The 13,230-nt window shown below is 53.7% G+C and carries 12 protein-coding genes and 1 other RNA gene; 3 read left to right on the top strand and 10 right to left on the bottom strand.

Annotated elements, in window-relative coordinates:
- The first annotated feature begins 107 nt into the window (after window positions 1-107).
- Window positions 108-1,232 (top strand): Fic family protein, encoded by a 1,125-nt coding sequence (locus AC3WOS_RS03945; protein WP_492714536.1) that lies wholly within the window; start codon window positions 108-110, stop codon window positions 1,230-1,232.
- Between the two features lie 527 nt (window positions 1,233-1,759).
- Complete coding sequence (locus AC3WOS_RS03940) at window positions 1,760-3,556, top strand: AIPR family protein (RefSeq protein ID WP_492714535.1); 1,797 nt, start codon at window positions 1,760-1,762, stop codon at window positions 3,554-3,556.
- Between the two features lie 158 nt (window positions 3,557-3,714).
- Here AC3WOS_RS03940 and AC3WOS_RS03935 read toward each other — a convergent pair whose 3' ends face one another.
- The 3 genes from AC3WOS_RS03935 to AC3WOS_RS03925 all read right to left on the bottom strand — a co-directional run bounded on the left by AC3WOS_RS03935 (window position 3,715) and on the right by AC3WOS_RS03925 (window position 5,685).
- Complete coding sequence (locus AC3WOS_RS03935) at window positions 3,715-4,311, bottom strand: hypothetical protein (RefSeq protein WP_492714534.1); 597 nt, start codon at window positions 4,309-4,311, stop codon at window positions 3,715-3,717.
- 64 nt (window positions 4,312-4,375) lie between these two features.
- Window positions 4,376-5,320: a hypothetical protein gene (locus tag AC3WOS_RS03930; RefSeq protein ID WP_492714532.1), complete on the bottom strand. Its 945-nt coding sequence runs from the start codon at window positions 5,318-5,320 to the stop codon at window positions 4,376-4,378.
- A complete protein-coding gene (locus AC3WOS_RS03925; protein WP_492714531.1) occupies window positions 5,317-5,685 on the bottom strand; it encodes a hypothetical protein in 369 nt (122 codons plus the stop codon). The genes AC3WOS_RS03930 and AC3WOS_RS03925 overlap by 4 nt, the downstream gene beginning before the upstream one ends.
- 99 nt (window positions 5,686-5,784) lie before the next feature.
- On the opposite strand from AC3WOS_RS03925, the gene AC3WOS_RS03920 reads away from it, so the two are divergent.
- Window positions 5,785-6,474, top strand: coding sequence for a recombinase family protein (locus AC3WOS_RS03920; protein WP_492714530.1), 690 nt, complete (start codon window positions 5,785-5,787; stop codon window positions 6,472-6,474).
- Window positions 6,475-6,476: 2 nt separating this feature from the next.
- Here the strand turns inward: AC3WOS_RS03920 and AC3WOS_RS03915 are convergent, their stop codons facing one another.
- The 7 genes from AC3WOS_RS03915 to AC3WOS_RS03885 form a co-directional block, all read right to left on the bottom strand.
- A complete protein-coding gene (locus AC3WOS_RS03915; RefSeq protein WP_492714529.1) occupies window positions 6,477-7,532 on the bottom strand; it encodes a DUF262 domain-containing protein in 1,056 nt (351 codons plus the stop codon).
- Window position 7,533: 1 nt separating this feature from the next.
- Complete coding sequence (locus AC3WOS_RS03910) at window positions 7,534-8,337, bottom strand: FRG domain-containing protein (RefSeq protein ID WP_492714528.1); 804 nt, start codon at window positions 8,335-8,337, stop codon at window positions 7,534-7,536.
- Window positions 8,338-8,504: 167 nt separating this feature from the next.
- Window positions 8,505-10,085, bottom strand: coding sequence for a DUF6538 domain-containing protein (locus tag AC3WOS_RS03905; RefSeq protein WP_492714527.1), 1,581 nt, complete (start codon window positions 10,083-10,085; stop codon window positions 8,505-8,507).
- A gap of 97 nt (window positions 10,086-10,182) precedes the next feature.
- Window positions 10,183-10,543, bottom strand: a transfer-messenger RNA (tmRNA) gene (gene ssrA, locus AC3WOS_RS03900).
- A 52-nt stretch (window positions 10,544-10,595) separates the two neighbouring features.
- A complete protein-coding gene (locus AC3WOS_RS03895; protein WP_492714526.1) occupies window positions 10,596-11,627 on the bottom strand; it encodes a hypothetical protein in 1,032 nt (343 codons plus the stop codon).
- A gap of 143 nt (window positions 11,628-11,770) precedes the next feature.
- Window positions 11,771-12,781 carry a hypothetical protein gene (locus AC3WOS_RS03890; RefSeq protein WP_492714525.1) on the bottom strand — a complete coding sequence of 337 codons (1,011 nt, stop codon included), beginning with the start codon at window positions 12,779-12,781 and terminating at the stop codon, window positions 11,771-11,773.
- A 208-nt stretch (window positions 12,782-12,989) separates the two neighbouring features.
- Window positions 12,990-13,230, bottom strand: a 241-nt coding sequence (locus AC3WOS_RS03885) for an HAD family hydrolase (protein WP_492714524.1), incomplete at its 5' end; no start/stop codon positions are given.

Raw genomic sequence — 13,230 nt, 5'->3', positions numbered from 1 at the left:
AACAGTGGCGTGAAGCGGTCCGCCGTGCGGCGAATGGCGCCCCCATTCACCGCATGGAATGCGGCGAATGACTTGCGCATGCGGAGCATGCAGCCCATAATCTCCGCATGAATAGCGGCGATTACAAATACATCTGGCAAGCCCGTGACTGGCCGAACTGGCACTTCGACCTGGCGGCACTTGCTGGACCCATGGCCGAGGTCAGTCGCGCCCAGGGGCTCTTGATGGGCCGTCTGGCCGACGTGGGCATGGCGCTGCGCGATCAGGCCAGCCTGGCCGCGCTGACGGAGGACGTGGTCAAGACCAGCGCGATCGAGGGCGAGCAGCTCAATGTCGAATCCGTCCGCTCGTCCATCGCCCGTCGGCTCGGCGTGGACATCGGTGCCTTGGCCCCGGTGGATCGGCACATCGAAGGCGTCGTCGAGATGGTGCTCGATGCCAGCGCCAACTGCCATGCGCCGGTGTCGCGGGAGCGGCTGTTCGGCTGGCATGCCGCGCTGTTTCCCACCGGCTACTCCGGACTCTCTAAGATCAAGGTCGGCGCCTGGCGCGACGATGCCAGCGGTCCAATGCAGGTGGTGTCTGGCCCCATCGGCCGCCAGAAAGTGCATTTCGAGGCGCCGCCGGCCGATCGTCTGGAGACCGAAATCAGCCTTTTCCTGGACTGGGCCAATAGCCCATCAAACGAACTGCCGCTGCTCAAGGCCGGCCTTGGCCATCTTTGGTTCGTCACCTTGCACCCGTTCGACGACGGCAACGGTCGTATCGCCCGGGCCATCGGCGACCTGCTGCTGGCACGCGCCGACGGCAGCCCGCAACGCTTCTACAGTTTGTCCGCGCAGATCCAGCGGGAGCGCAAGGCCTACTACGACATCCTGGAGCGGACCCAAAAGCAGTCGATGGACGTCACCGATTGGCTCGCCTGGTTCCTCGACACCCTCCATCGCGCCGTCGGTCAGGCGCAGCACACGCTCGACGCTGTGCTGACGAAGGCCCGTTTCTGGCAGCGCTGGGCGACCATGCCGTTAAACGAGCGACAGGCGAACTTGCTCAACAAGCTGCTCGACGGCTTCGAGGGCAAGCTTACCAGCAGTAAGTGGGCGGCGATCGCCAAGTGCTCGCCGGACACGGCCCTGCGCGACATCAACGATCTGCTGGCGCGGGATGTGCTGCGGAAGACGGATGCGGGTGGGCGCAGCACCAGCTATGAGCTGAACGATCTCCCGGAGTAGCTTCATCTTCTGGAATTGACTTGGCTCGTCGGCGGCACAGCGCCTCCATGGCCGTGCCGTCCGCGGATTCGATTCCTGCCCGTCGAACACCCCGGATTAAAAACAAAGCCCCGCCAGGCTGACGCCTGGCGGGGCTTTGTTTTTAATCCGGTGGTGGAGACGGCGGGAATCTGCAATCTCCACCACCAACACTCATAAGCTGTTGATTCTTAAAGGCCGCTTGTGCCGGTTTGGCTCGACGGCGCACCCCACTTGGGGTGCGGACTTGATACGATTCTAGCAGGTCTTTCAGGATGAATAGACATATCACTGACATTGATGGCAAAGACCAAAGTTAGCTATTGCTTAACTTGCCGTTTGGCATCACACTAGACAAAATCCCATGATAACCAGATGCCTCAAGAGCATGAACCATATCGCAAAATTTGGAGATCACTTACCGGACTCTAGATCGCTCTTCATTACCTTCATATTCCTGAAACCTGAATCTCAATCATATTTACTAGCCCATTCATAAAGACGAAAACATGAGCGATAAAATTATTCAAAATAAAATATTGCTTGGAATATTAAACGAGTTCCAAGAAGATTTTTCTTTTGGCGAAATTGATGAATCAAAATCCTTTGAGCGCTTGGTTAATTACGTAATTTTATCAAAAATTGACCCGGAAGCGTTCAACGAACCAGCCGTTTTTGATCTGATAGACGCTGATAAAAAGAGCACTTTCGGGATTGATACGTTTGCATTAATAATTAATGACTCATTAGTTACAAATATCGGCGAAATCGAGTTTCACAGAAAATCAAAAAGAATGGAAGTTCGCTTTGTCTTTATTCAAACAAAGCGCTCAACCTCAGTTAGCTCTGGAGATTTCTTGAAGTTCACTGCGGCAGTGAGAAATGTTTTTTCGGCATCTCCGCAAATTCCTTTAACTGAAGAACTCGAAATCGCTAAAGAATTAATTGACGAAGTATTTAAAAGTGAAAACGCTAGATTGTTTTCAAATAAGCGCCCACGGTGTGAATTGTATTTTGCCACTACCGGTGCACAAGTTACGGATACGACTTTACTAAGCATTTTCACCAGCGAAGAAGCAAATATTCATGCGCACGTCCCTGAGTTGCAATCGGTAACAATTAAGCATGTTGATGCAGATTCGATATTTGACTCATACAATGAAATCGAAAATAGGTTTAGCGTCTTAATTAATTTTTCAAAGAGTGTGCCCTGTGAACGAATAAAAGATGTAGAGCAGGCATTTATCGGCTATTTGCCAGTATCAGAATTTCTCAAATTAATCTCTGGTTCCGATGGAAACTTACGAAAAAACATCTTCTATGAGAATGTTAGAGATTTTCAAGGTGCGGAAAATGTAGTCAATACGGAAATAAGTGAAACATTGTCCACTGAAGAAATGCTGGACAAGTTTATCCTTCTCAACAACGGCGTCACTGTGGTCGCTCGTAGTTTTTCGAATTTGCGTTCGACTGACTATGAGATCAGCGATTACTATGTTGTAAATGGATGCCAAACAAGTAATATGATTTTCAAATACCGAGAAACGATTGGAACACACCCTGGGTTAATGATTCCAGTTAAGTTCATCCATACCAACAGTAACGAATTAATTGCAAAACTGATCCGCTCTACGAATCGCCAAACCCCAGTTCCCGATGAAGCCTTCGTTTCATTGGAGAAATTTCATAAGCGCCTACAGGAATTTTATCGGTTATATTCAAATACCTCGCCAGAAACTCTATATTATGAACGCCGATCAAAAGAGTTTTCCAACGCATCTGAAAAGATTGAGAAGCCTCGCATTGTTAACCTTCACTCTTTAATTAGATCCTTCACTTCAATAATGTTGAATGAGCCTCAACTCGCAATGTCCAATAATCCGGTTACGATTTTACGAAACCACGCATCAAAACTTTTCCAAGAAGATCACAAGCAGATGCCTTATTTCTTATCCTCTCTGCTAGTCTATATTTTCCATAGAAAAACAGAAGAAGGGAAGATTGATAGGAAATATGTAATATCACGCTATTGGATCTGTTGGATAGTCCGTGTTCTCTCGTCAAAGAAGCAAGAGATTGGTAATTTTAATTCACAAAAGACTGAAAAGTTGTGCGAAGAGGTAATTACTAAACTTACAGATAAAAATTACTCGGATAACATATTTAACGAGGCAATTTCTCTCTTTGAAAAAGCAAAGAGTGCATACATCAGAAAAAATGGAAAAACAAAGAATGGCGATCTCGTGAGATTGCGCGCGTTTAAGGATGAGGTTCGTGAACTACTAGGAAAGCAAGTTTTTCAGTAAAATTTAGCAATAAGTATTTAGGGAAATGTCGTCCACAATTTGATGATAAGGATCAATCCTTAATTTTCAAATTTGCAAACTAGTGGACGGCAACATCCCCTTTCCAGGTTGTCGTTTTTTCTAGGACTTTACCATGCCAAGAACAAGCCAATACAATGTCATTCCAGTAACTCATCGACAATGTCATTCTCGTCCGTAACGCATTCGTCTTGAATGCATTCAGGAAATCCCGGAGCAATCGCATCATCTGCGTCATGCTCGCGGCGAAGTTCAGCAATTTCCACTTGGGTCAACTCAGTCACCACAAGTTCCGGCAGCTCGTCCATGTCGTCAGCCAAGTCCTTCAATCGGAGGCTGCGACGGATGATGTCCGATGTATTTTTGATAGCGGTCGAGTATGCCGCCGCCGCACGCATCACTAGAGCCGCTTCTTCCAGATTAGTTGCCTTCATCTGTTCGGATGCGGCCAGGATGACTTCTCGCAAGTGGAGCGAATGGGCCAGGTCGTCGGCGACGAGGCGGGCCGCTTCTTCCTTGATTGCCTGGTCGCAGGTGATGCGCGCCATAAGGTCGTCTTTAGCCCGTTGCAGCACGTCCGCCTTGAGTGCGCCCTTCCTGGTTCCTGATGCCGCAAAGTGACGCTGTAAGCTTCGCACGCTGATGCCCAGTCGCTGGCTGATAGCAAGCGCGGTATAGCCCACTTCCCGCAGTGCAAGCGCTTGGCTAATCTCGTCCGGTCCTGCTGTCTTCTTCATAATCTATCGTATGTATAGTAAGTATTATTAGAACGAAGTGCGGAAACACTGCGTTTCTGCGGGGTTACGCGCCAAGAACTTCCGGAAAATCCGCACCGCGTCGTTTGCTGCGCCAGTCGCGTGTCAGCTTTCGCAGACATTCATAAACCGTTGCGTTCAGTTCGTCGTCTGCGGCAGTCGAGCCTTTGAATACGCTGGTGCCGCTGTATCGGCCGCATCGGCGGGGATCGGCTCTGCGATACCGGCCACTCCGTCCATGCTGCCGCCCCGACCATACAGCGAGCGCGTGGCGAGCCGCTGGATGCACGTCATCGGCGATGCGACGGAACTTGAAGTGCTGAACCACCCTGGCGAAATTGAATGAGGCAAGCTCCTCTATGGTGCCGAACGGGAGTGCCGCGCCACGGAGTGTGACCTCCAGGCGGGCACAATAGCGATTGGGAAGCAGCGCCTTGCTGTTGTCCTGAGTCTTGATGTAGGCGTGATACCGGACATCGACCTCTTTGCTATTCCGGTCGGTCAACTGCCACGATGCCTCAAATAGTTCGATGAGGTCGCGGCGTTGGGGCAGGGTATTCACGTAGCGCCGTTCCTCCCCTTGCATACGGTAGAAATACCAATCGTCGCCAGGTGGGGCAGTGATGAACCTGAATCGGTCGGCGGCCAGCTCAGCCAACTGGCGAACGCTTCCGCCCTGGCTATAGGTATCGAATGCCAGTTCTATGGCAGTGGGCCGGATAGCGTCCAATCCGAACCTGTCACTTAACGCCGCGACAACTTGAGTGAGCAGGCTTCGCTGCATCAAGTTCTGGATACGGAAGCGAAACAGGGAGGCGGCATTGCCGCTTCTGCTGTCCAGCGCCTCCACGAACGGCATGGTGTTCTGTGGAAGCTTCAATGCCGCCTTCAAGGTGTCTTGGACGGTCCAGAAATTGGATTGCCTGGAAAGCTGAATCTCCAGCTCGATCCAATCGACGGCAGCCTTATAGGACAGAACGCCAGCGTTCATACGACTTCAATGGCGGCCTCAATCGGCGGCAGTTCGGGGTAAAGGTGGTCACGCACAAACTGCGCGCAAGCTTCTGCCGTTGCTCCATTTTCAGACATACGTTGAACCCGATTCATGACGCCGACATAGCGATCCAGCGCCGGTTCGACAAGCATGCGGAGCGCCGCCGACGCGGTCAGGCCGTGGGCGCTTGCGAACGTCTCTACATGTTGGAGGTGGAGACCGGTTAGCGTCATTAGGAAGTCTTTTCCGCCAGTCTCGCGCAACTTCTCGCGGTAGCGACGTTGACGTTCAGCCGAGGTAAGGGTAGTCGCGCCGAGTGGTTTGCGGCCAAGCTTTTTGGGAGTATCTACGGTTTTGCTCATGAGGTGGAGCATAACATAATTTCGTCACTAGTGATATAAGTATGCTATATTGACTACACATTAACCGAACGTCTAGTGATGTAGTCAAAATGGGTAAAAATGGCAAACAGCAAATACATCGCCTATTACAGGGTTAGCACACAGAAGCAGGGGGCATCCGGCCTGGGCCTGGAGGCGCAACAAGCAGCAGTGGTGCAATACCTGAATGGGGGCGCGTGGGAGTTGATCGGCGAATTCATGGAGACGGAGACGGGCAAAGGCGCCGATGCTCTGGAGAGGCGTCCACAGCTTCGCGCGGCGCTTGATGCGTGCCGTAAGTCCGGTGCAAAGCTTCTGATCGCCAAGCTCGACCGGCTTGCCCGAAATGTCCACTTCATCACCGGCCTGATGGAGGCATCACGCGGCAATGGCAAGAACGCGGTCAAGTTCGTTGCGTGCGATATGCCAGAGGCGAACGATTTCAACATCCAGGTGATGGCCGCCGTTGCAGAACACGAAGCAAAGCGAATCAGCGAGCGCACCAAAGACGCACTTGCGATGGCAAAGAAGCGTGGCGTGCCGCTGGGCGTGAGCGGCCTCGCCAACTTGAAGCCGAATATCGAGCGCCGCCAGGCCGACGCTGCCGAATTTGCTGAGAAGCTACGCGGCCAGCTCAAGGGCTTTGAGTTGCGTCGGCTAACGCAACGCCAGATGATCAATGAACTAAATCAGCTTGGAATTCGAACGGCCCGCGGTGGAACGTGGTCATTGATCCAGTTGCAAAGAATCATCAAGCGCTTGGAATCTTAGAGTCAATAGTCTAAGGCAAATATTGTAAATTTCTTCTCCAAAATTTTATATGCGGCCGCCAACGATCCTGCATCATTGATACTTCGAACAGCAGCTCCAAAAGCGGAATAATCCGGATCAAGATTGCTGCTGTCTAATTTTGACAAGAGTTGATTTGATTTTCGTTGTGCTTCGAAGTTTAAAAGAAAATCTCTAATAATCAGCTTATTGTCGGCGTGATTTTTTACCAGCGAGTAATACAGAGGGATCAAGCCATGCGAAGCAAGTAACTGATCTCTTTCGACGAATATTTCCTCTAGAATTTCAAGATTGTTCTCGACATGCCTTGCGGCTTCTATAAAAGGTTCTAGGTTTTGCGAAACTGCGCCGCTTTGAACCATCTTGTCCAGATGTTTCTTTTTTGTGTCCGTGAAATCACCGCTCAGCTCCAAAAGCAAAAGCTTGGCCGCGACGTTTGAGTCTTGATGTCTGCCTGTGTTGAAACGGACACAGGAATGGAAGAATTTCCGATCAGACAATCGCCTGATAAGGTCAGGAACTATTCCATCCATAGCGTTGCGCAATTCAGCACCGGTCAGGTTCTTACTTCTATTGAGGCGAAGAAAAAGATCCTTAATCTTTTCAACATCATCGGTGATGACGCTCATTATATCAAGATTAAATTGCTCAAATATTTCAACGACTTCTGGATATTTACTTTTTAGGCCGCTATAGCGATAGCCGGCCAGTTTTAAACCGGGATTTGAAAACCAAATGAAATCATCGTTCAGCGCCACCTTATCATCAAAAAAAGCGAAGATGGCCTCGATCCGCTGCCGACCGTCAACTACGGCATAAGGCAAGCTTTTTGCGTTTAAAGCAGTATTCAAAATGCTGAAGTCAGCAAAATAAAGCTTGGGTATATCGTATTCGTTCAGTATGGAATCGATTAGATAAGCTTTGTCGCGATCGCCCCAAATGTCGCCCTTACGCTGATAAGGGGGCGCGACATCAATTTTTTCTCGCTTTTGATTCCACCAACTGATGGTCCGCTTTTCGTGAGCTTGAACTTTGAACATATCACACCCTAAATCCTAAGAGACGTTTAGTTTCCTTTGCCAGTCCTTCTAGGTCTGGGTAAATCACGGAATCAGAAATTCCCATCCAGATTAACTTTTGCAACAAGTCTTGAATTTGCGCCGCGGGAACTATTATCTTCTCCAATGCATCAACTGGAAAATGTCCATTTTCGAAAATACGCTCCATCGGGTCAAGAGATTTTCCAAATAAACAGAAGGAGCCTCTTTGTGCAACGATCCTTGGGCTGTTATGAATCCCCAAAATGGCGACCGGATGATCGTTTACATACTTCGGTTCCGTTCCAGGTTTGTATGTATTGATGGATGAGTCAGTGGGTGAGAAAGCCGACCCCTTATAACTCTGATGCTGGAATATCGTTTGATTCCATTTGGACGGTGACAGTATCCATACCGCAGCATCATTATCATATGTGCCTGCGGCGTTTTTCTGAGCAGAGCTCAAAGCGAAAAATAACGCTATGAACGGATTCTCTGTCCAATCGAGTAACCTGGTGGGCATCCCATAATGTTGCATCAAGAATAGCCATTCCCAGATTTCTTCTATTCTATGAGTCAGATAAGGAATGGATCGTTCCTGAAATCGTGTGATCAGTCGTTGTTCAAAGCCGAATAAGCTCGCAGTGTCCGTGATCTGAGAATTGCGGTGTAACGAAGGTGATAACGTGTGAGAACTCGAACCGACTCCGCGAAACCAAAGCGAGGTTCCATCGCCGTTCTGCCCGCGGTCAACTTTTTCCAAAAAACGGTTAAAAGAATCAATTGTTGTAATTGTTAATTGTGGCATTAGTTGACCTACTTACATTAGCTGCGGCAAGGCCGCCGTGCAATCATTCCCCAGTGAAATATCATAACATCAATATGATGGAATGGGCGTCGAATGCGGCCTGGCCCGTATGATAATCACCCTTTATGGCGCCTCGCGATCACTGTTCAAGCGCCAGCAAGCAGGAACTATTTCGCCTGGGGGCCGCGCTTGCGCCTGTGCTTCGCTTGGCGCGGCAGCGAACGTTCGAGCGCAGCGAATGTAGGCGCATGTGTCTTGAGTGCTGCGTAGTCGATAACGTCGTCAAAGTTCAATGCGGTGATCGCTCCCAGCTTGTCACGCACACCGTAGTCGTTCTGAATGTCACCGTAGTCGTCATGGACGTCCTCTGACGCGCTATGCCCGACAACGATCATTCGTAGATCTTTCGGAACTCTGGCAGACCTCATGCGGCCGATAGTCCCGTGCCGGAAGCTGTGAAATACCAGCTCCGAATCGGTCAGTTTGATCCGGTCGCAGTAGCGGCCGAACTGCTTGGAGGCGGGCTGGCCGGGGCCGTCACGACCATCCACCAGATCAGGGAATAAACGGGTGTGACCCGCCGACTTGAGCGCGTCGGCATATGCCAGAAGACCGAGTTCTACAAGCCGCGCATGGACTGGGACTATGCGCTTGGCGGCCTCGGTCTTTAGAGTCTTCGCTCTCGCAAACGCTTCCGGCTCCTCGACCGGATCAGGGGCATCCGTCACGTTGAAACATTGGATTCCATCGAGCGTGACGATGTCTGACACCAACAGTTGCGCAATTTCGTTGATGCGCATTCCGGTATGCGCGCCAATCAGCGGTAGCCAAAACATATAGGGGCTGGCCTGGGTGCTTTTCCCAAGCGTTACCGGATTGAACACGATCTGCAACTCATCATCGGTGAATGCGCGCCGTTTCTTTGCCGCCTTCAGCTTCTTGCTCACTCTGACCGTATCCAGCAATTGAAACGGCGGCTTGCCGCCTTCGCGGCGGAACGCCCAAGCCAGGAATCCATTGGTGCGCCGCGCCAACTGCTTGGCATTTTGTAAGCTGATCGGCTTCAGGTTGAGTAGCAGCATTTCGTCAATCGACAGGCCGCGACACGCGGCCACTTTTGTATTGTTGACTGGCAGCTTTAGGATCACGTCTTCGAATCGATTCTGATCCTTGATGGCAAGCGCGTGCAGCGGCTTATCTTCGACGATTTTGATGAATGTGTTGATGGCGGCGCGGTAGGCTTCCAACGATTTGTCATTGGGCCGCTGATCCTGGGGGAAGCTGTCCAAATACGCATCGATGTATGCTGATAATAGTTGGCTGTTGCCTGCCGGGAGTGAGGCGGGCTGTGCAGCGCCAGCAAATCCAGTTGCACGCAAGAACTCGACTTGCGCCTGAATCCGATCCTCCGGGGTGTCTCCCGGCTCCGGGATTAACTTCAACTTCGGGCGCATGAAATCGTCGAAGGAAATTTCTGGAATGAGTCCCCATTCCAAGCCGCCTGAATCGTCCTGGGGCGTGTTTTTGTTGTTGGGCATAGATTGTTGCCGGATTTCCTTGAAAACCCGTTTAAACGCGATTGAGAGGGTTTGAGCGGGGTCTAGTGCATCACGCACACTTGCGGTTCGTAATGACCGGTAGATTTCACGAGAGGCGAAATGATGGCGGAGGTCAGGCGGAATTGCAATACGGAAATGCAAGATGCCTGACCGGCTGCGGCGGAGGTGTGAAGGTAGCTTGATTGCCATTCCTGGTCCGATTTGGGGTGCTGACTTGGGGTTCCAAGCCAAACCGGACAGGCAAAAAAAGAAAAGCCGTTGACGAATCAACGGCTTATCGGATTTGTGGTGGAGACGGCGGGAATCGAACCCGCGTCCGCAAGCACTCTACAGACAGTTCTACATACTTAGCGCTGCCAATTAATTTAACCCGGACGTCGCGGACGCGCACGCTACGGACAGGCGAGTCACCTATTATTTAGTGTTGTGCCAAGTGACCCGGCAAAACACGATTCCCTGTAAATGACTCCATGACTTTTGACGGTCCGCCCCAGGGAAGAAGCGTTTAGGAGCTAGCAGCGATTAAGCTGCCAGTGCGTACGAGTTATCGTTTGCAGTTAAGTTTTTTCTGGGTGTATTTACGAGGTAACCAGCCCTCGGTATGCCCTGCGCTGCTTTGCAACCCACGTCGAAACCAGGTCGTCCCCACAGAACTTCCATTCTAACGCATTTTCCAGCCCGCCGCACGGCCGTTCACATTCAATTCTTGCGCTCGGGCGGCAGCAAGGTCAGGCCGATGTCGCCGTTGATCAGATGGCAACGCATGCGGTGCGCCCGCGAGACGGGTACGAACTCCGATACCAGGTCGTAATAGCGGTCGCGCTCGGCTTCGGGCGCCGTCAAGTCTATCGTCACGTCCTGCACATTGTGCGCAGCCTGCACTTCGACCATGCGGGCCCGCCGCACGGCCAGTTCGTGGTCCTTGCGCCCGCGCATGACGTCGCCTTCGAAATACTTGATGACGGCGCACTCGGCCAGGTCCATCCGGTCCTTGAGCAGGGCGTCGGCCGCCACCGCGTTCTGGTTGGACGGCAGCAGGGCCGGGTCGCTCTGGGCTGGGTCGATCTCGAAATGGAGCCGCTGCACCAGCAGCAGGGTGTCGCTGTGCTCGCTGTTGTTCTGCTGTAGCTTCTGCAGCACCGTCAGCCGGCCCTTGGCCAGGCGCCCCGTGGTGTCCTTGGTCTGGCCCACATATTGCACCCGGCTGGCAAATTTCAGCCCGTGCTCGTGGTGCTGCAGCACGTCGTGGATGGACATGGCTTCCACCAGGCCGCCCCAGTTGAGGATGAGGAAACGGTCCTGCACCGTCACCACCGGCTTTTTCATGGTGGCGGCAAAGGGCACGTCCAGCTCCAGCGTGACGCTGTCGCGCTTTTGCTCGGCGCCCACCAGCAGCGGCAGCGTCAGCTTGAGGGAAAAGAAGCCCCAGCTGGGGCTGCGGTTGGTGTCGAAACGCACCAGCGGGCGGCTGACCACCAGGTACAGCAGCCGCTTTTCCATCGTCGCTTCCAGGTCGAACTGCATGCGGCGCAGGTAGCGTCCCACCGGGTCGCGGATGTCCGGCACGGCCGGGAACCCGGCCACCAGGTCGTACCAGTGGAACTTGGCGTCCGACACCGTGACGTTCCAGTTCTGTACGGCCACCGTGCGCTGCGGTATGTTGGGCAGCAAGTCTTCGTACGGTTCGGGAATATCCGCGATCGGCTCGGGATCTGGATAATCGCTGGTCATGGTGAGGCGCACTCCTGGGCATGGGGGGAAACTTCACCCAGTATAGTACGCCAACTTTCATATTTCCATGCGGCAAGTGAGAATTGGTGGGAATGTGTCGAAACTGTAATCGTTCGTACCCACCGAGCCACACCGGCGGCGCGTCAGGCGTCGGCCGGCAGCGGTAGTTTGGCGACGCTGACGCTGCCGTCGGCCAGCTTGCAGCGGAACAGGTGGCGCCGCGCGGCGGCCACGTGCTCCGAGGCCAGGTAGCGGTAGCTGCCGCAGTCTTCCAGTTCCAGGTCGATTGCCACCGGTTCCAGTTCCCATGCCTGCTGCACTTCCAGCAGGCGGGCCCGGCGCCGTTCCTTTTCTTCGCCGTAGCGGCCGGCCGGGGTGGGGCCTTCGAAATAGCAGATCAGGGCCGCTTCCAGCACGTCCATGCGGATCCGGGCCAGGGCGCTGGCCGTCTCTTCGATCTGGTTCAGGGGCAGGTCGGCCGGATCGCCGTCCGGGCTGCTGGCCTCGATTTCCGGCTGCAGCACGAGGATCAGCGTGTCGCTGTGTTCGCTGTGCTGCTGGCGCAGCCGTTGCACGGACGGCGCCTGGCCCCTGGCCAGGCGGCCTTCCGGGTCCAGCGTCTGGCCCACGTGGATGACCTGGCTGGCCACCTTGCGGTCGTTGACATATTGCAGCAGCAGGTCGTGCACGGACAACACTTCGATCACGCCGCCCCAGTTCAGGCTGAGGAAGTTCTCCGTCAGGATCACGCTCGGCTTCTTGACGGTGGCGCCGAACGGCACCTTCAGTTCCACCGTCACGCTGTCGCGCGTGGCGTCGGCGCCGGCCAGCAGCGGCACTGTCAGCTTCAGCGAGAAAAAGCCCCACTGGGTGGCGCGCGACGGGTCAAAGCGCATGCGGGGGCGGGTCACCACGCAATACAGCAGCGGGCGCTCGTTGGCCGCTTCCAGGTCGAATTGCATGCGCCGCAGGTAGCGGCCTATCGGTTCGCGAAAGTCCGGCTTGTCGGGGAAACCGGCCAGCAGGTCGTACCAATGGAACTTGCCGTCCGTAATGCGGACGTGCCAGCGCTGGGGCGCGCTGCCGGCGATCTGGGCGAGGGTGGGCACGGTCGGCGGCTGCGGGGTTGGGGCAACCAGATCGGGCTGATGCATGATGCACGCTCCTGATGGATATAGAGTTCGGGGGACTGCTCTTTCCGGTCGGGGGCGCGGGTGTTTGGCGTTTCCTTGGGGAAAAAATTAATGCCCTCAGTCAATTAAAGATTATACGTAGTTTGCTCGTCTATACAAGAAATGTTCGCATCGCTATATTTTGGCGTGCGCAAGTGAACGGTGTTTGCGCTGGCGCAAGCGCTGCCGTTCAGGCGGCCATGGCGGGCAGGGTTTGTTGCAGCAGCGCCAGCAGGGCTTGCGGGCTGTCGAGCAGGTAGTCGGCTTGCCAGCCTTGCGGTTCGGTGGCGCCGCAATAGCCCCAGCCGCAGGCGATGGTCAGCATGGCGGCGGCCTGGCCGGCCTGGATGTCGCGCAGGTCGTCGCCCACGTACCAGCATTGCTGGGGCGCCAGGCCGAGGCGGGCGGCCGCTTCCAGCAGGGGGGCGGGG

This window comes from Rugamonas sp. FW305-51 (assembly GCF_058786935.1).
The sequence above is the reverse complement of the archived record's forward strand: the minus strand, read 5'-3'. Positions and strand labels throughout refer to the sequence as shown.